This is a genomic window from Muriicola jejuensis (assembly GCF_010671595.1).
GTDB classification, from domain to species: Bacteria; Bacteroidota; Bacteroidia; order Flavobacteriales; family Flavobacteriaceae; genus Muriicola; species Muriicola jejuensis.
The window spans coordinates 767,265-785,273 of the sequence record NZ_JAABOP010000001.1; the positions used below are offsets into that span (position 1 = coordinate 767,265).

At 50.1% G+C, this 18,009-nt stretch carries 17 protein-coding genes and 2 tRNA genes; 10 read left to right on the forward strand and 9 right to left on the reverse strand.

Annotated elements, in window-relative coordinates:
• Window positions 1-6 precede the first annotated feature (6 nt).
• On the reverse strand, window positions 7-1,155 hold the full coding sequence (locus tag GWK09_RS03450) for a DegT/DnrJ/EryC1/StrS family aminotransferase (RefSeq protein ID WP_163691610.1): 1,149 nt from the start codon (window positions 1,153-1,155) through the stop codon (window positions 7-9).
• 93 nt (window positions 1,156-1,248) lie between these two features.
• Between GWK09_RS03450 and GWK09_RS03455 the strand changes: the two genes are divergently transcribed.
• The 3 genes from GWK09_RS03455 (at window position 1,249) to GWK09_RS15075 (ending at window position 4,155) form a co-directional block, all read left to right on the forward strand.
• Window positions 1,249-2,490 (forward strand): 3-deoxy-D-manno-octulosonic acid transferase, encoded by a 1,242-nt coding sequence (locus GWK09_RS03455; RefSeq protein ID WP_163691611.1) that lies wholly within the window; start codon window positions 1,249-1,251, stop codon window positions 2,488-2,490.
• Between the two features lie 63 nt (window positions 2,491-2,553).
• Window positions 2,554-3,879, forward strand: coding sequence for a sugar porter family MFS transporter (locus tag GWK09_RS03460; RefSeq protein WP_163691612.1), 1,326 nt, complete (start codon window positions 2,554-2,556; stop codon window positions 3,877-3,879).
• Window positions 3,880-4,023: 144 nt separating this feature from the next.
• Window positions 4,024-4,155, forward strand: coding sequence for a hypothetical protein (locus GWK09_RS15075; protein WP_262886018.1), 132 nt, complete (start codon window positions 4,024-4,026; stop codon window positions 4,153-4,155).
• A gap of 83 nt (window positions 4,156-4,238) precedes the next feature.
• Here the strand turns inward: GWK09_RS15075 and GWK09_RS03465 are convergent, their stop codons facing one another.
• A complete protein-coding gene (locus GWK09_RS03465) occupies window positions 4,239-6,791 on the reverse strand; it encodes an adenosylcobalamin-dependent ribonucleoside-diphosphate reductase (RefSeq protein WP_163692492.1) in 2,553 nt (850 codons plus the stop codon).
• A 296-nt stretch (window positions 6,792-7,087) separates the two neighbouring features.
• A tRNA-Leu gene (locus GWK09_RS03470) sits at window positions 7,088-7,169 on the reverse strand.
• Window positions 7,170-7,424: 255 nt separating this feature from the next.
• Between GWK09_RS03470 and GWK09_RS03475 the strand changes: the two genes are divergently transcribed.
• Both GWK09_RS03475 and GWK09_RS03480 read left to right on the forward strand, forming a co-directional pair.
• Window positions 7,425-8,780, forward strand: a complete 1,356-nt coding sequence (locus GWK09_RS03475; protein WP_163691613.1) for a hypothetical protein — start codon at window positions 7,425-7,427, stop codon at window positions 8,778-8,780.
• A 185-nt stretch (window positions 8,781-8,965) separates the two neighbouring features.
• Window positions 8,966-9,475 carry a hypothetical protein gene (locus tag GWK09_RS03480; protein WP_163691614.1) on the forward strand — a complete coding sequence of 170 codons (510 nt, stop codon included), beginning with the start codon at window positions 8,966-8,968 and terminating at the stop codon, window positions 9,473-9,475.
• Window positions 9,476-9,550: 75 nt separating this feature from the next.
• Here the strand turns inward: GWK09_RS03480 and GWK09_RS03485 are convergent, their stop codons facing one another.
• Window positions 9,551-9,814 carry a hypothetical protein gene (locus GWK09_RS03485; RefSeq protein ID WP_204260351.1) on the reverse strand — a complete coding sequence of 88 codons (264 nt, stop codon included), beginning with the start codon at window positions 9,812-9,814 and terminating at the stop codon, window positions 9,551-9,553.
• A gap of 341 nt (window positions 9,815-10,155) precedes the next feature.
• Between GWK09_RS03485 and GWK09_RS14925 the strand changes: the two genes are divergently transcribed.
• From GWK09_RS14925 to GWK09_RS03500, 3 genes are all read left to right on the forward strand, one after another.
• On the forward strand, window positions 10,156-11,028 hold the full coding sequence (locus tag GWK09_RS14925; RefSeq protein WP_204260352.1) for an ankyrin repeat domain-containing protein: 873 nt from the start codon (window positions 10,156-10,158) through the stop codon (window positions 11,026-11,028).
• Between the two features lie 42 nt (window positions 11,029-11,070).
• Entirely contained in the window at window positions 11,071-12,024 is a 954-nt protein-coding gene (locus GWK09_RS03495; protein ID WP_163691615.1) for a sugar phosphate isomerase/epimerase family protein, read from the forward strand.
• A gap of 93 nt (window positions 12,025-12,117) precedes the next feature.
• Window positions 12,118-12,762 carry a cation transporter gene (locus GWK09_RS03500; RefSeq protein WP_163691616.1) on the forward strand — a complete coding sequence of 215 codons (645 nt, stop codon included), beginning with the start codon at window positions 12,118-12,120 and terminating at the stop codon, window positions 12,760-12,762.
• Window positions 12,763-12,923: 161 nt separating this feature from the next.
• Here the strand turns inward: GWK09_RS03500 and GWK09_RS03505 are convergent.
• Window positions 12,924-13,005: transfer RNA gene (locus GWK09_RS03505), tRNA-Leu, on the reverse strand.
• A 205-nt stretch (window positions 13,006-13,210) separates the two neighbouring features.
• On the opposite strand from GWK09_RS03505, the gene GWK09_RS03510 reads away from it, so the two are divergent.
• On the forward strand, window positions 13,211-14,599 hold the full coding sequence (locus tag GWK09_RS03510) for a dipeptidase (RefSeq protein WP_163691617.1): 1,389 nt from the start codon (window positions 13,211-13,213) through the stop codon (window positions 14,597-14,599).
• A gap of 90 nt (window positions 14,600-14,689) precedes the next feature.
• Window positions 14,690-15,790: a DUF4407 domain-containing protein gene (locus GWK09_RS03515; protein ID WP_163691618.1), complete on the forward strand. Its 1,101-nt coding sequence runs from the start codon at window positions 14,690-14,692 to the stop codon at window positions 15,788-15,790.
• Window positions 15,791-15,792: 2 nt separating this feature from the next.
• Here the strand turns inward: GWK09_RS03515 and GWK09_RS03520 are convergent, their stop codons facing one another.
• Genes GWK09_RS03520 through GWK09_RS03535 form a run of 4 tightly spaced genes read right to left on the reverse strand, consistent with a single transcriptional unit; the run spans window position 15,793 to window position 18,009 of the window.
• Window positions 15,793-16,149, reverse strand: coding sequence for an MmcQ/YjbR family DNA-binding protein (locus GWK09_RS03520; RefSeq protein ID WP_163691619.1), 357 nt, complete (start codon window positions 16,147-16,149; stop codon window positions 15,793-15,795).
• 13 nt (window positions 16,150-16,162) lie between these two features.
• Complete coding sequence (locus GWK09_RS03525; RefSeq protein WP_163691620.1) at window positions 16,163-16,564, reverse strand: Dabb family protein; 402 nt, start codon at window positions 16,562-16,564, stop codon at window positions 16,163-16,165.
• Between the two features lie 12 nt (window positions 16,565-16,576).
• Entirely contained in the window at window positions 16,577-17,209 is a 633-nt protein-coding gene (locus tag GWK09_RS03530; protein WP_163691621.1) for a DUF4230 domain-containing protein, read from the reverse strand.
• A 53-nt stretch (window positions 17,210-17,262) separates the two neighbouring features.
• Window positions 17,263-18,009 (reverse strand): cyclase family protein, encoded by a 747-nt coding sequence (locus GWK09_RS03535; RefSeq protein ID WP_163691622.1) that lies wholly within the window; start codon window positions 18,007-18,009, stop codon window positions 17,263-17,265.

Sequence of the window (18,009 nt, forward strand, 5' to 3'; positions counted from 1 at the left end):
ATCGATCTAGATAAAATTCAGGATGGTCGTGGTTATGTAGCTGATCTGCTCGTCGTCGAGTTCTGTGTGCATGGGCAAGGAGATCACCTCTTTTACCAATTGGTTGGTTACAGGAAAATCAGCCTCCTTGTAACGGGTGTCCGCGTAAGCCTTCTGCTTGTGCAAGGGGATGGGGTAATAGATCCCGAACGGGATCCCTTTTTCCGATAGGTGAGCCGCCAGGGCATCCCTTTTGCCATTGGTGATCCTGAGGGTATACTGATGGAACACATGGCAGTCACAGGTGCTGCAGATCCCTTCGCAATTGTTCACGGTCTTTGGGAGGATAAGTTCTTTGTTCCCGCGGAAGGCCTGGTTGTATTTCCTCGCGGCTTGCCTCCTGCGTTCGCAATAGGTATCCAAACGAGGCAGTTTTGCCCTCAAAACCGCGGCCTGGATGGAATCCAGGCGGGAATTCACCCCAATCACGTCGTGGTGGTATCTTTCATACATCCCGTGGTTCACGATCCCCCGGATAAAATGAGCCAGGTCATCATCATTGGTGAAGATAGCCCCACCATCCCCGTAACATCCAAGGTTCTTTGAGGGGAAGAAAGAGGTAGCGGCTACGTGTCCCATGGTACCCGCCTTTTTTTTGCTACCGTCCTTAAAAGTATGGGTGGCGCCTATGGCCTGGGCATTGTCCTCGATAAGAAAGAGCCCGTGTTCCTCGGCTATTTCCAAAAGCTCATCCATAGGGGCGCACTGCCCAAAAAGGTGTACTGGAACAATGGCTTTGGTCTTCGGAGTAATGGCTTTCCTGACGGCCGCGGGGTCGATGTTGAAGGTCTCCTCATCCACATCCACCAGTACCGGGGTCAGCCCCAGCAAGGCGATGACCTCCACGGTGGCCGCAAAGGTAAAATCGGCGGTGATCACTTCGTCCCCCGGTTTTAGACCAAGGCCCATCATGGCGATCTGCAGGGCATCCGTGCCGTTGGCGCACGGGATCACGTGCTTTACCCCCAGATATTCTTCCAGTTCCTTCTGAAATCCCTGAACCTCCGGACCGTTGATAAAGGCCGCTGTATCCATGACCTGCTGGATAGACCGGTTTACTTCTTCCCTTATGTCCTCGTATTGACCCGTAAGGTCAACCATTTGTATCTTTTTCATGCCTGAAACTATGCCCGCAATATTACGAAATTAAGGAACTGCGGCCAATGTAATTCCCCAAAGAAGCTTATTTTAGCGACAAATGAACCCCTTGTGTATTCCCTTTACAATCTTCTGATCTCGGCCTCCTGGCAATTCCTGAAGATCGCCGCATTCTTCAAGCCAAAATTAAAGCTGTTCGTAGAAGGCCGACGGGGTGTATTAAGTTTTCTAAGGGAACACCTCGGACAGAATGACCGGGTTATCTGGATACATACGGCCTCTCTGGGAGAATTCGAGCAAGGACTTCCCGTGATCAAAGCGTTAAAAGAATCCTGTTCCGATTACAAGGTACTGGTCACCTTTTTCTCCCCTTCGGGTTATGAGGTGAAAAAGAATTCAGGGGACGTAGATCTTATCACCTACCTGCCGATAGATGTCCGGAGTAAGGTAGAAACCTTCCTGGATCTGACAAAGCCTGTGATCGCCCTCTTTGTAAAGTACGAGATCTGGCCCAACTACCTCAATGCCCTCTCCAAAAGGCAAATTCCAGCGGTCCTTATCTCAGGCAGGTTTACGCCGGACCAGGTCTTTTTTAAAGGATACGGGGGATTTATGAGGCAGGCCCTCAGGCAATTCTCCCATTATTTTGTACAGGACGAAAGGTCTGTGCAATTGCTGGAAAGACTCGGGATCACGGGGGTCACCCTTTCGGGGGATACGCGTTTCGATCGGGTTAACGAGATCCTGGAGCGAGACAATACGCTCCCATTTATGGATCGCTTTAAGGGTAACGACCTCTGTCTGGTCATGGGCAGTACCTGGCCCGAGGATGAGGCTTTACTCTTCTCTTTTTTGCCGGAATTACCGGCCGGCCTGAGAATACTGATCGCCCCTCACGACATCAAGGAAGGCCATCTCCATTCCCTCAGGGAATCCCTACCTGCTAAAACCCTGTTTTATTCAGAGCTTGGGGAACAGGACCCTTCAGAATTCAGGATATTGGTACTGGATACGATAGGTCTTCTTACCAAAGTGTACTCCTATGCCGATATAGCTTATGTGGGAGGGGGATTCGCCACCGGATTGCACAATACCCTGGAACCGGCGGTCTTCGGGATCCCTGTACTGACGGGCCCTGATTTCAAAGGATTCACGGAGGCGGAGGACCTGGTGGAATTGGGCGGGATCTCTGTGGTAGAGAACCCGGAATCCTTCTCAATTCGGATCCTGGAGCTCGTAAGGAACAAGCGTGAAAGGAACAGACTAGGAAAGATCAATGCCGATTTCGTAGCTTCCAGAACAGGGGCCACCCTAAAGATCACGGCCTATCTCAAAGACAAAATGGACCTGTGAATCCTGGCGCCATAAAAGGATTGAGATCTAATTTTTCCTAGATTTACAACAAACCCCTTTGGTATGGACCGCAAGATTCTGCGCTTTTCTGTCACGGCTGCCCTGGCCGGATTCTTATTTGGCTTTGATACGGTAGTGATCTCCGGGGCAGAAAAGACCCTCCAGGCCCTGTGGCAGTCGTCGGATAGTTTTCACGGAGTGGTGGTCATCGGCATGGCCCTCTGGGGAACTGTGGTAGGCGCTTTGCTGGGGGGATTTCCCACCAACAGGCTCGGGAGGAAAAAAACGCTGGTCTGGATCGGTATCTTTTACACTGTTTCAGCCGTGGGTTCTGCTTTTGCCAACGACCCGATTACCTTTGCGGTCTTTCGCTTCCTGGGAGGGCTCGGCGTGGGTGCTTCGACCGTGGCTGCCCCCACCTATATCTCGGAGATAGCCCCGGCCAAAAACAGGGGAAAACTCGTGGGCCTGTACCAGTTCAACATCGTCTTCGGGATCCTCATCGCCTTCTTTTCCAACTACCTGCTCAGCAACATAGGCGAAAATGCCTGGAGGTGGATGGTAGGTGTGGAGGCCATCCCCGCATTCATCTATACCGTAATGGCCTTCGGACTCCCCAAAAGCCCGAGATGGCTTCTCAGCAGGTCCCGTTTTGACGAAGCGCGTGCTGTATTGCAAGAAATAAATCCCGAGGGTCATATCGAACAGCTCCTGGAAGATGTAAAACTGGAGAATTTGAACACCATCCCGGGGGAGACCATTTTTATCAGAAAGTACCGCTTTCCCCTTTTACTGGCATTTCTCATCGCGTTCTTCAACCAGTTTTCGGGCATCAATGCCTTCTTATACTACGCTCCCCGCATCCTGGAAGAAGCCGGACTCGGAGCGAGTACTGCCCTCCTGAGCAGTATCGGCATAGGGGTAACCAATATGGTTTTTACCCTTATTGGGATCAATCTGATCGATCGCATGGGCAGAAAGCAATTGATGTACATAGGGTCTGTGGGCTACATCCTTTCCCTGACCCTGGTGGCCTCAGCTTTCTTTTTTGAGTGGGAAGGCCTTGCCGTCGCCCTGTTCCTGTTTGTTTTCATAGCAGCCCATGCCATTGGGCAGGGTACCGTTATATGGGTATTTATTTCTGAGATCTTTCCAAATCATCTCAGGGGATATGGTCAGAGTTTCGGTAGTTCGGTTCACTGGGTACTCGCGGCTATCATCCCATCATCCATACCCTTCCTTTTCAGCAGCATAGGGCCGGGTACGGTCTTCGGTATATTCGCGCTGATGATGGTCCTGCAATTGCTGTTTGTGATATTCATGATGCCGGAGACGAAAGGCCTATCCCTGGAGGAACTAAGCAATAAGTTGAGTCCGCAAAAGCCGTGAAGGTCAGGGAATCCGCTTTTTATCGAAGATTTTTACCACCTGACTTTTAAATATAATATCCCGTAAATTTTTTATTCAAATTGGGGGATGCAAAAAAAGACCGGGTTCGGGATTTTTTGTAACTTTCACCTAAGCACGAGAACCATGGACGAACAACTGAACATCGGCACCAAAATACTGAATGGGTTTCTGCGCGTCATGGTAACGGTACTCGTATTGATTCTCGCATCCGTTGTTATAGCGCTGATCCTGGCCTTATTCGGATTCTGGTCCTGATGCTGATCAAATGCTGATTTATTTGTAATCTTCCTGTTTTCTCTCTCAGGAAAATGACATTGCTCCTATTGCATTTCTTTTCATCATCCGCATTTTGAAGACCCGCAATCCGTACATGTAAGACATCCTTCCTGATAGATGAGGTTCGTTGATTTGCAATTGCTGCATTTCTGACCCTTGGCGGCCACCCCGTCTGCCACATACCGCTTTAACGCCCTTGCCACTCCATTCTTCCAGGTATTGATCTGTTCACTGTCCAGGTGGAGGCTGCCGATCAGGTCCACAATCTTCTCTATGGGCATCCCGTGCCTGAGGGTGCTGGAGATGAGCTTGGCGTAGTTCCAGTACTCGGGGTCGAATTTATGGGACAACCCTTCGATGGTGGTCTTGTATCCCCGCGCATTCTTGTACTGGAAATCATAGCGTGAAATGCCATTCTCATCCCGGTTCTTGATGATCAGGCCCTCGTTCACCCATCGCGGGATGAGGATCCCGTCCTCGTCATCGGCCAGTCCGGTAAAGATCTCATAGGGTTTGCCGTCTATGAGTCCGACGAAGGCGATCCATTTTTCCTTGTTGTTTTGAAAACGGACCACATCGGCCTCCAGGACCTGGGGCCTTTTGGCGGGAAAGGAAGTGAGTTTTGAGACCTCTTCCTCTTTTTCTTCATCGTTGGAGATCAGCACACCCGATCTGGATCCGTCTCGGTACACGGTCACCCCTTTACATCCGGCTTTCCAGGCTTCCAGATACAATTCCCCCACCAGTTGCTCAGAGACATCGTTAGGCAGGTTGATGGTTACGCTGATAGAATGGTCTACCCACTTCTGTACCGCTCCCTGCAATCTCACCTTGCTCAGCCAGTCCACATCGTTGGATGTAGCCTTGTAATAAGGCGATTTTTCGACGATGGCATTGATCTCTTCCTGGGAATAATTCTTATGTGCGTCGTACCCATTAGCGGTCATCCAGACTTTGAACTGATGGTGGAACACCAGGTATTCTTCCCAGGAATCCCCCACCTCGTCCACAAAATCGACCCTCACACCCTTATCGTTCGGGTTCACCTTTCTCCTACGCTTGTATACGGGAAGGAAGACCGGCTCTATTCCTGAGGTGGTCTGTGTCATGAGGCTGGTCGTGCCTGTGGGCGCAATGGTTAGGAGGGCGATATTTCGCCTGCCGTACTCCAGCATTTCGTAATACAACTGTTCATCGGCTTCTTTCAGGCGAAGGATGAAGGGGTTCTCTTTTTCTCTTTCGGCATCGAAAAGCTCGAAAGGTCCCCGGTCCCTGGCAGTGTGTACCGATGCCCGATAGGCTTCCAGGGCGATGGTCTTGTGTACCTCAACGGAGAACGCATTGGCTTTCTCGCTGCCATAGCGAAGGCCCAGGGCTGCCAGCATATCGCCTTCGGCGGTGATACCGATCCCGGTGCGCCTGCCTTCCCTGGCTTTCTTCTGTATGTTCTTCCAGAGTTTGTGTTCCACCCTTTTGGTCTCTTCCATTTCCGGGTCATCTTCTATCTTTTTCAGGATCGTATCCACCTTTTCGAGCTCCAGGTCGATGATATCGTCCATGATACTCTGGGCAGCGGCCACGTGCTCTTTGAAGAGCGGGAAATTGAATGCAGCCTTTTCCGTAAAGGGGGCCTCCACATAGGAAAGCAGGTTGATAGCCAGCAAACGGCAGGAATCATAGGGACAGAGGGGTATTTCCCCACAGGGATTGGTAGAGACGGTCCGGTATCCGAGGTCGGCATAACAGTCAGGCACGGATTCCCGAATGATGGTATCCCAGAAGAGGATCCCGGGCTCCGCCGATTTCCATGCGTTATGCACGATCTTATTCCAGAGTTGAGACGCGCTGATCTCTTTTGAAAATTTAGGTGTATCACTGTGGATCGGAAATTTCTGAGTATAGGCTGCATCCGATTCCACGGCTTTCATAAACGCATCGTCAATCCGCACGGAGACATTGGCCCCGGTGACCTTCCCCTGCTCCATTTTGGCATCGATGAAATCCTCTGCATCCGGATGGTTGATGGATACAGATAGCATTAGGGCGCCTCGGCGACCATCCTGGGCAACCTCCCGGGTAGAATTGGAATAGCGTTCCATAAAGGGAACCAGGCCTGTGGAAGTAAGGGCAGAATTTTTGACCGGCGATCCCTTGGGGCGAATGTGAGACAAGTCGTGCCCTACTCCTCCCCTTCTTTTCATCAGTTGTACCTGTTCCTGGTCTACCTTCATGATTGCTCCGTACGAATCCGAATTCCCTTCAGTACCGATCACAAAGCAATTGGACAGGGAAGCGATCTGGAACGGATTGCCGATGCCCGCCATCGGACTACCCTGGGGTACGATGTACCGGAAGTTCTTAATGAGACCAAAGACCTCATCTTCGGACATGGGGTTGGGGTATTTCGCCTCGATACGGGCGATCTCCCGGGCGATCCTGCGATGCATGTCGTCCGGGGTACGCTCGTATAACAGCCCCTCGGAGTCTTTCAGGGCGTATTTGTTCACCCATACGCGGGCTGCGAGGTCATCCCCGTCAAAATAGGACAAGGAGGCTTCGAAAGCTTCTTCCTGTGTATAGGTTTTGGAAAGAGCAGGGTTGGAAGTAGTTTGCATAAAAATGGGATCTACGGTTAGGAATTCTACGAGACTAAAAGTAGGCAAGAAATATGGAACCGTTTTATGATAAAAATCATAAAGTGAACCGATTCAATGCGTAAAATATCTGATTATCAGCATACTAAATACTTATCAACAGAAAAAAGTTGACAAATTTTTGAAACTGCCATGGGATTTTCTCGGATACCCGTGCGCGGGTGGGTGTGTTAGTTCAGACTTCTACCGGCATCCTGCCAGAGCTGATTCATGAAATAAAAAAACCCTCCATTGCTGAAGGGTTCTCATTTCTTCTGTACAGGTGGGGAGACTCGAACTCCCAAGCCTCGCGGCACTAGTTCCTGATACTAGCGTGTCTACCAATTCCACCACACCTGCAAACAGGGCGTCAAAGATACAAAAGAAGAATTGTTTTGTAAAAGGAATATTTCTATAAAAATGAAGGTGTCCGGCAACAGAGTCTTTAAATCAATAGATCCTCTCCTTCCTTCATCAGAAATATGTAGGATCCCAGGATTATTCAACGCACCGGTGAAGCGTAACTCAGGTTACTGGCAAAGAAGGCCCGGAGCGCTAGTTTTGCATGCAGATTTTAATACTCCGCAAGTAGTCTGATCAGGAACCCGAATACCCATGAAAAGAATCTTCCTTATCCCTTTCTTCCTCCTGTATATTCATGTCCTGGCCCAGGAACATCCCGAACCTGGAGATCCGAACAGCCTGAAGGAGCTTTTTACCAGGGGGGAGGTGGAAGGCCATATTCGCAACTTTTTTATGACTACACTGAATGAAGGCTCTCTCAAGGATTACTACACGAACGCAATCGGAGGGGCCCTGGCTTACAAGACCCGGGAATTCAAGGGGTTTGAACTGGGAGTGAAGGGGATCTTCACCTACAAAGGGTTCTCCACAGACCTCAATGAGGCCGATGAAACGACCGGCCAGATCTCCAAATGGGAGCACGAGCTCTACGACATTACTAATTTCGACAATTTCAACGACCTGGACCGACTCGAGGAATTGTACCTCCGATTCAATTTCGAACATGGCTATCTCACTTATGGCAAACTGGCCATAGAGGATACCCCCCTGCTTAATGAGAGCGATGGACGGATGAAACCGTTTGCCTTTAAAGGGATCTGGTTTCAATACCAAAAAGGAGGACAGAACCTAACCCTAAGCTGGCTGGACAGGGTCTCCCCCAGGAGCACGGTGGAGTGGTACGACTTTAACGAGGCCATCGGGTTGGTGAACAACGGTTTCCAGCCGAACGGGGAAACGGCAGATTACAGGGATAAGACAGAATCCAAAGGCATCGCCCTGCTTCAGTATGAAAATCACATCAGCTCTTTAGATCTTAAAGCCAATCACTGGTACCTCCACCACATCAGTTATACGAGCATGCTGGAGGTGGACCTGCATTACAATGACTGGACCCTGGGAATACAATACGCCATCCAATTCCCAGACAGATTCCAGGACGGGCTTCCCTACATCGGGCGATACGTACAACCCCAGGAGAAAGGCCAAGTGCTCAGCGGAAAACTGGCCTATGGAGCCGAGCCCTGGAATTTCAGCCTGGCTTACACCAGGGCCTTCGACACAGGAAGGTTCCTCTTTCCCAAAGAACTGGGGCGCGACCATTTCTTTACCTCTATTCCGCGGTCCCGTCTGGAGGGCCTTGGCGATGTGGATGTCCTCACCCTTTCGGGCACGCACAGGTTCAAACGGGAAGGATTTTATGTAGGGCTCGATTTTACGGAAGTATTCGGGGCTAAAGTGGGTGATTTCCAGTTCAACAAATACAACCTGGATGAATACTATCAATTGAATTTAAGGCTACACTACGAGCTTAAAGGCTACCTGGAAGGCCTGAATTTCGACCTGCTCTACATTCACAAGGAGAACCGGAACAATTCCGGCCCGGAAATCATCTTCAACAGCAGTAATTTTGACCAGATTAGCTTTGTGACAAATTATGCTTTCTAAGCGGCTTAAATAAATGCCCCCTAGAGATCTGTTTCTTATCTTAGACTCTTAGAGAGTTGAAAATACAGCGCGGCAGTTCTAAGAATACCGTTTGACCAAAGGATCGGTCCGGTGATTGAACAGAGTAATTCGAATATAAAATGTTGTATATCATTAGCGGGGCATCCCGGTCAGGCAAAACCCTAATGGCCGGAAAAATCCTCGAAGAACGAAGGATTACTTATTTGTCACTCGATTGGCTGGTGATGGGATTTACGAATGGAATGCCGGAAGTGGGAATACGGGATACCTTATTCCCCGATGAGATCGCCGAAAGATCCTGGCCATTTTTACAGGCAATGCTCGAAAGTATGATATACGTCGAAACGGATTGCGTAATCGAAGGTGAAGCCCTACTTCCCGGTTATATGGCTGAATTAATAAAAAAACACCCGGACAATATCCGGATCTGTTTTCTGGGATATACCGATGTTTCCATTTGGAAAAAAATCGAACAGATAAAAAAATTCAGTACGGGCACGAACGACTGGTTAACCGATAAATCGGACGATTACATAGCAGACCACATCAACAATATGATAGCACATAGCAAAAATATTAAGCAGGCCTGTGAAGAGAATCATATCGCATACTTTGACACTTCGGATCATTTCGATAAGGCGATAGAAGATGCTGTGGATCACCTGCTGGGATGATTACGGCCTATGCGTGCTCAGTTGGAGTTCAAAAACACCCCGGCTCCAGAGATCATTCTCGGGTGTGATCACAGATCAGATCCATCCTGAAGCGCGAAGGATCCCTATCAGACCGACTCCGATCCAAAATACATTGAGCAAGGTGTAGGCATTGTCTTTCTTCAGAACAGAAGTCCAGGAGAGCAATACCGCATCACAGGTATTGAAGATCCACACAAAGAGAAAAGGGCTGTCTTCCCCCAGCCAGCTCACCAGGGAAAAACTAAAGATTCGCATCAGCACCCCGAGCATTTCTATAGGTCGTATATATCGAATTACAAAAGCGTTCAGTGGGTTCATAATTCCGTTTTTTTTAATGGATTGTTTCTATTTCCAACCGGTACTTCCACCGTGTTAGACTTCTCTAAATGTAGAGTAATTAGGATTACAAGCTTTGGGAAAAGAAACAGGAGATTTTTCAAGAAAGGTGCGGATCGGTCCTGGATCTGAATATTTTAGTTTGATCGACTCAGACCCCGCCAAAATCCCGCTTTTTACCTTTCCTATTCACCACGTGAGGATTTTGTCGGCTGATAATCAGGGGGATCAGCAAATGATTTCTTACCTTAGGGACAGGACCCCAATCTCACTCTTGCCGGGTAACCTCCTCAAAGTAACAGGCAGCTAAATCTTATCTCATCATGAAAAAAATGACAACTTATTCGAGACGTACCCTGGTAAGGAGCGGTGTCTTCGGGCTTTTAGCGGTGCCATTTTCAGGTCTTTTATTCGCCAAAGGGAATGCGGGACCCGGGGAAGGCTTTAAGAAAGAAGGGCCTCTCTTTCACCGGTATCCTTCCATAGATGACGACATAGTTGCCGAGGTTGTGGGTGCATCCCATTTTAATTTTGACAGGGTCAAGGAGCTGGTCGCCCACAGGCCCGAACTGGCTAGGGCTACCTGGGACTGGGCCTTTGGCGACTGGGAAACGGCACTTGGAGCTGCCTCCCACGTCGGTCGCAGAGATATCGCTAATTTCCTTATCGAACATGGTGCCAGGCCGGATATTTTCACCTTCGCAATGTTCGGTCGGTTTGAGGTCGTGAAATCGATGATCGCATCCTCCCCCGGGATCGAATCCATTGCCGGCCCACACGGCATCAGCCTGCTGAGTCATGTGAAGGCAGGTCTCCGAACGGACTATGGGATCCCCCTTTCCGACGAGCAGGTGGAATCTTCAAATCAGCTTATCGCTTACCTGGAAGAACTCGGGACCGCAGACCGGAAGGAGAAAGATATCCCCATGACGCAGGAAGAAAAAGATAGATACACCGGTGACTACCGGTACGGAGAAGGGGAAAAGGAAGGTTTCTCCGTGAAGTACAACATGAGGGGCAACCTTTCCCTGGGCAAGCTAGGAAAGTCGGGCGGGGCCCTTTTCCAGAAATCCCCCAATGTCTTTACCTATAATGGGGTCCCCTCTGTAGAAGTGCATTTTGAGGTCAGGGAAAATGAGGTCCTTTCCCTGACGGTCCATGAACCCGATCTGACCTTAAAAGCCGTCAAAGTATAACTCGGGGGCCTGGTTCGTGGGTGCCTGATGAAACACCATCATATGATCCGGAGAGATTTTATCCTAAACACTACGCTGACTGCCGGGGCTGTACTCGCCCTGGGCGCAGGGGCCTGTGCTCCGGGTAGAGAACTGAACAGCATAGGGATCCAGTTGTTTTCCCTGCCTAAATCACTGGAGAAAGACCTGGAAGGAAGCCTGGAGATGCTATCCCGAATGGGGTACAGGGAGGTGGAACTCTATGGACCCTTTCCGTTCAGTTCCGAGTCGGCCAGGGCCCGATGGGAACGTGTAACCCCCGCACTGGGTTTTTCAGGAAGCGGTTTTTTTGGACGACCGATCCTGGAATTTGCAACCCTCCTGAAACAGTACGGCCTGAGGGCCACCTCCTCTCACATCGACCTGGAGACCCTGCAAACCCGAATGACGGAAGTAGGGGAAGCGGCGCGAACACTGGGACTCGACTGTATGGGAATTTCAGCCATTCCCGAGGAAAAAAGGAATTCCCTGGACGATTACCGGAGGATGGCCGAGGAGTTCAATATCATCGGAGAGAAAGCCAAAAAAGAAGGGTTTAAATTTATCTACCACAACCACGGGTATGGCCTGCAGGAAGTGGAAGGGGTGATCCCCTTTGATCTCATCCTCGAACGAACAGATCACGGCCTTGTCTTTTTCGAAATGGACATTTACTGGACTAGTGCGGGCGGGGCCGACCCCATTCAGTACCTCCGGTCCTATCCGGGCCGTTACCTGGCCATGCATCTAAAGGATATGAAGGAATCCGTTACGTTCTCAGGAGATGGGGGAACCTCTGATCAGTGGATTGAGCTTTTCCCTTATATGACCACGGTGGGTAACGGTGTGCTCGACATCCGTTCTATCGTACAAGAAGCCCAAAAAGCGGGGGTCAAACACTTTTTTGTGGAACAGGACACTGTTCAAGCTCCTGAAATTGCCCTGAAGGAAAGTATTGACTTCCTGAAAAAGCTTTGATTTAATGGGTGAATGGATTCAATTTAACTACCTCCTTTGCGCATATCTTTTATCCGGGAGTATTCTATCTTAGTAGCTGGGAAAGGAATAGTCATGGAATCACTCACTGCCACGGAGATCAGAAAGTTGTACCAAACGGCCTTTGGCCTGGCGGTCTTTACCATACTCTACAATATTGCCGAGGGCGTTATCTCCACCTATCTTGGGTTTGAAGATGAAAGCCTGGCCCTCTTTGGTTTTGGGACGGACAGTTTTATAGAAGTGATCTCCGGTTTAGGGATCGCTCATATGGTGGTGCGGATCAGGAATAATCCCAACAGCGGCAGGGACGGGTTTGAACGGACTGCCCTGAGGATTACCGGAGTGGCCTTTTATCTGTTAGTGGCAGGCCTTGTGATCACCTCCCTGTACAATATCTGGACGGGCCACAAACCTATCACGACTTACTGGGGCGTGGTGATCTCTGTGATCTCCATTCTGGTCATGTGGCTCCTTGTGGCCTGGAAAAGGAAGGTCGGACACCGGCTCGATTCGGCTCCTATCCTGGCAGATGCCAATTGCACCATGGTCTGCGTATATATGTCCGTGATCCTGCTCCTCAGCAGTGGCATATACGAGCTCTTTGGGATCGGATTCATAGACAGCCTAGGTACTCTCGGACTTTCGTATTTCGCCTTTAAAGAAGGGAAGGAGTGTTTTGAGAAGGTAAATAGTGAGAAGTATTGTTGCTGTGATTAGTGAGGAATTATTTGTTTGCAAACCCTGAATACTGGAAGTGCTTCAGTACAGGCGGCGAGACTCCATGAAGGACTGCGCCTTCATGGTACACTTCTCTCTCCACGCCTATACGGGCGTTCCGCGTACAAAAAAACCCCCGGGGATCGGAGGTTTCTTTTCTGTACAGGCGGGGAGACTCGAACTCCCACACCTTGCGGCACTAGATCCTAAGTCTAGCGTGTCTACCAATTCCACCACGCCTGCATCTATAAAAAAAGGCACTAGGCTTATTAAGTCTAGCTGGCTACCTCCCTCCCGATATTTATCGGGATATCGGGACCACCACGCCTGCATTTACCGCTTTGAACGGGGCTGCAAATATAATCCAATTTTTCAACTTTAAAATGACATCACGTCAAATTTAATAGCACGGGTTTTCGTAATTTTAGGCCCATTCAATGATTGACACATGCAAGGACCCAAAGCGTATATCGAACAAAACAAAGACCGTTTCCTCAATGAACTCATGGATCTTCTGAAGATCCCATCCATCAGTGCCGACTCAGCCTTCAGCCATGACGTGCTCCATATGGCTGAGACCGTGGAGAGCGCCCTGAAAGAAGCCGGATGTACCCAAACCGAGATCTGTGAAACCGAAGGCTACCCCATCGTATACGGAGAAAGGACCATAGATCCGTCCCTCCCCACCGTGCTCGTTTACGGCCATTATGACGTACAACCCCCGGACCCGCTTAACCTTTGGACCTCCCCTCCCTTCGAGCCGGTTATCAAAAAGACCCCATTGCACCCCGGAGGTGCCATCTACGCCAGGGGAGCCTGTGATGACAAGGGACAGATGTACATGCACGTAAAAGCCCTGGAATACATGGTGAAGAACAACAAACTTCCGTGTAATGTCAAATTCATGATCGAAGGGGAAGAGGAAGTGGGCAGCAACAGCCTGGTAACCTTTGTCAAGGAACACAAGGAAAAACTGGCCAACGACATCATCCTGATTTCCGATACGGGAATGATCGCCAGGGACGTTCCCTCCATCACCACGGGCCTGCGGGGCCTTAGTTATGTGGAGGTCGAAGTAACCGGGCCTAACCGGGACCTGCACTCGGGTCTTTACGGAGGAGCCGTGGCTAACCCCATCAACATTTTGGCAAAAATGATAGCCTCCCTTCACGATGGGAATAACCGCATTACCATTCCGGGCTTTTATGACAAGGTGCAGGAGCTTTCCAAAGAGGAAAGAGAAGCCATGGCCAAAGCCCCTTTCGACCTGAAAGCCTACCAGGATGAGATCGGGATAGAATCCGTTTACGGGGAAAAGGGATACACTACCAACGAACGGAATTCCGTCAGGCCAACCCTGGATGTAAATGGGATCTGGGGTGGTTATACAGGGGAAGGTGCCAAGACCGTGATCCCCAGCAAGGCTCACGCCAAGATCTCCATGAGGCTGGTGCCCCACCAGGACTGGCATGAGATCACCGAACTCTTTTCCTCCCACTTCAGAAGCATCGCCCCCAAAGGGGTGACCGTCAAGGTCACACCCCACCACGGAGGGCAGGGCTATGTCACCCCTATCGACTTCGCGGGATACAAAGCCGCCGAAAAAGCGTACGAAAAGACTTTCGGTAAAATACCCATCCCCCAACGCTCTGGGGGAAGCATTCCCATTGTGGCCCTTTTTGAACAGGAACTTAAAAGCAAGACCATCCTGATGGGATTTGGTCTCGACAGCGATGCCATCCATTCCCCGAATGAACACTTCGGGGTGGAAAATTACCTGAAGGGCATAGAGACCATTCCTTATTTCTATCAGTATTTTACTGAAATGTCAAAATAAGGAACCTTTAACATAATTCCTTTCCTTTTTATGTAACAATTTTACCGGGGTCGCGTTCTAATAGTCTATCAATCAATTGAGAACACTGTTATGATACAACGCTTTTTTATCCTCTGTTCAGGGGCCGACGCCTCTATTCTAGACACTTGTTCCCCCGGCGAACGCAACAAATACGCCGGAATAGGCGCTACCGTATTCTTTACTGCGGTCATGGCCTTTCTTGCAGCAGCCTATGCGCTTTACACGGTTTTTGACAATGTATACACAGCCCTGGGATTCGGGCTTATTTGGGGATTGCTGATCTTTAACCTCGACCGTTTTATCGTTTCCACCATCAAGAAGCGAAACAGTTTTAAGAGCGAATTCCTACAGGCCACACCCAGGATCCTTCTGGCTGTCATCATTGCCGTGGTCATCTCAAAACCCCTGGAGATGAAGATCTTCGAGAAAGAGATCGATCGGGTACTGCTGGAACAAAAGAACGAATTCACCCTGGCCAACAAGAACCAGATCGCGGAACAATACACCCCTGCCGTCCAGGAGCTGGAACAGGACATCGTCCGTCTCAAGGAGGAAGTGGCCGCCAAGGAAGCAGAGACCAATGCACTATACGATACCTATATCTCAGAGGCAGAAGGTACGGCCGGGACCATGCTGTTAGGGAAAGGCCCGGTGTACAAAGAAAAACGCGAAAAGCATGACGCAGCCCTGCTGGAACTCAGGCAACTGAAAGCCGACAACGCAAAGCGGATCGCTGCCATCGAATTCCAGATCCAGAAACTCGCGGCCGATTACGAGAATGCCGTGGTCACCTCCCAGCCCATCATAGACGGCTTCGACGGCCTGATGGCCCGGATCAATGCCCTGGGTGAACTACCCTGGTTCCCATCCTTCTTTATCTTCCTGCTTTTCCTCTCCATTGAGACCGCACCTATCATCGTGAAGTTACTCGCCCCCAAAGGGCCATATGATTTTAAACTGGAGGAAGAGGAAAGTACCGTGGAAGCCTGGGTGACCCAGAAGGTTTCTCAAAGGCAGCACATCATGGCTACAGATGCGGCCCTGAACGAACGGATCTACGGTGAGATCAAAGAAGAGGAAAGGGTATATGCCCACAAGAAACAAAAGGCCGAAGAGCTTCTCAGACTGCAGGCCGATGCCTTTCACGATCTGCAGGTGAAAAGCCTGTAACCCTATAAGGCGTCGTATTCGGTCCTGAGTTTTTTGGTGAAGTTCGCAATCACCAGGTCATAGCTCAGATCTGTCAGTTCCCTGATAAGCTTCGGGGGCAGCTGTTCGAGATAGAGGGTATTCCAATGGGTCTTGCTCATGTGGTAGGCCGGCATCACAACCCCGTCATATTCTTCGCGCAACTCCTGGGCCCTTTCGGGTTCGCATTTCAGGTTCACCTGGGAAGGCACCCTTTCCAATGGGACCAAGGCAAACATCTTGCCCATGACCTTGAAGACCAGGGTGACCTCATCAAAGGGGAACTCCTCGGTGACCCCCTTTTTGGCCAGACAGAACTGCCTGAATTCTTCCACATCCATATCTTACCGAATATTAATCTGAGGGCAGGCCCAGTGCATCGTAAATGACGATCTTGTCCCAGAGGTGGTTGGATTCTTTTATGAAATCTAGGTGGGACTTTTCAGTCTGGTAGCTATCCTGGTCCTCAGCGGAGGCAAAGGTGACGATCAGGTTATAGGTATAGGTGTCATCCACGATCTCACGCGTGGCCCTGGGTGGGGTGCCCAGGAATTTGGTCTTGGCATAGAGGGTCCCGCTCATAAATTTCTCCATGGAAGCCTCAAAGGCCTCACGGTCATCGGCACTGTCCGGGTTCTTGAGCCAAATGTATACGGAGTGCACGAAGGCAGGATCGAAGTCCGCTGCTGAGTTGGTCGATTCTTTGCAGGAGATCACTACCGTCAACGCTGCGAAGAGCAGAAGTACTTTTTTCATATTCAAGGTTTTTTAGTCCGTTCCTATTTCCAGGGTTTGGCGTTCACTTTCCTTTAGTTCCAGGGCCGAGTAATCCAGTTTCCATCCAATGGTCTCCACCAGCTTGCTCATCAGCAACACTGCCTCCAGGGCCTCCCTCCTGGCCGTATCCATGAGTCCGCTTTTGGGGATCTTCTCCCGGATGTGTTGTATGGCCTCCTGGTTCAGGGCCGTGAGATCATTCGGCTTGAAGGCATTGAAAAGTCCGTTCTGTATATCGTAGAATTCTAGTTTGGGCTCGATGGACAACACCTGTGGCTCGGGAAAATTGGCCAGGATGATCTTCTTGTTCGAAGGGTCGGCCCGAAGTTCTATCTGTTGCAGGTCATACCCGATATGGGCCTTGGCGTTGATCACAATAAGGGCTTTTTTGGTACTGCTGACCAGGCTGAGGAAGCGTTCCCTCCGGTTCTCGTATTTGTAGATCTCGGCGAAGTCGCCTTCCACGGAGATCAGTTTGCACACGCTTTTGATGCGCTCCAAAAGGACGGTCGATTGCCGTTCCGTGGTTTCACGGTTCTGTTTCTTCCTGAAAAAGGAGTAGACCCAGTACATGATGATTGCCCCCAGGATCAGGCCCAACACTGCTTCTATAAAGCCATCCATAATGCGTTCGTATTGTCAATAAAGGTAAGGAAAGGCAAAGACATTCAGGGCTTTCAGTGGATTTTATAAAGTACCGGTCTGCTGGGACTGGCGTCGTTCTCAAAGGGTGCAAATTGCAGTTCCAGCAAATATTCCCCATCTTCTATATCGTTGCCGGCAAAGATGAATTCGGTGATGGTTGCTCCTGTTCGCCTTCTTCCATCCATTCCCCAAAATGCCCTGTGGGCGAGTAGTTTTCCTCCGTCCTTTTCCCTATCCACGGAGGGGAGGTCCACCAGCAAATGCTCAACGCCTCTTGCCACCAGAAAGGTCATGGCCTCTTCAGAGAAATAGGGCGGATTTGAATGGGAGTACTGGCGGGAAAGTTTTGCGCGAGTATTGGGGAGTGTCCTTACCACAAGGGCCTCAGGCCGGTACCTGCCCAGGGCTTTCTGCAGCAGATCCCCGGAGACCACAGCGTCCTCCCCCACTCTCTCGGGGGTAAGGGTGATGAGTAAGGCGTGAAAAAAGAATCGTTTCAGCGTTTGGTTGACCGACTCCATTTCCGGGGTGATGTGCCCCAGACATTCCGTATGGGTCCCATGGGCATGAGGATTAAAGGTGATATCATTGAAATTGGTGCTGGCACCCATTTGTACACTTCCTGTAAAGTCCCCTTCCCGGTGGGGTTCGATCTGCGGAGGTCCCACATACCATGCGTTCACGTTGTTAGGTCCTGCATGGAGGGGGATGGAGATATCCAGGGGCTTATCCAGGTCTGCCTCCAACCTCCGTTTGCCGATCTGAAATGAAATGATCAT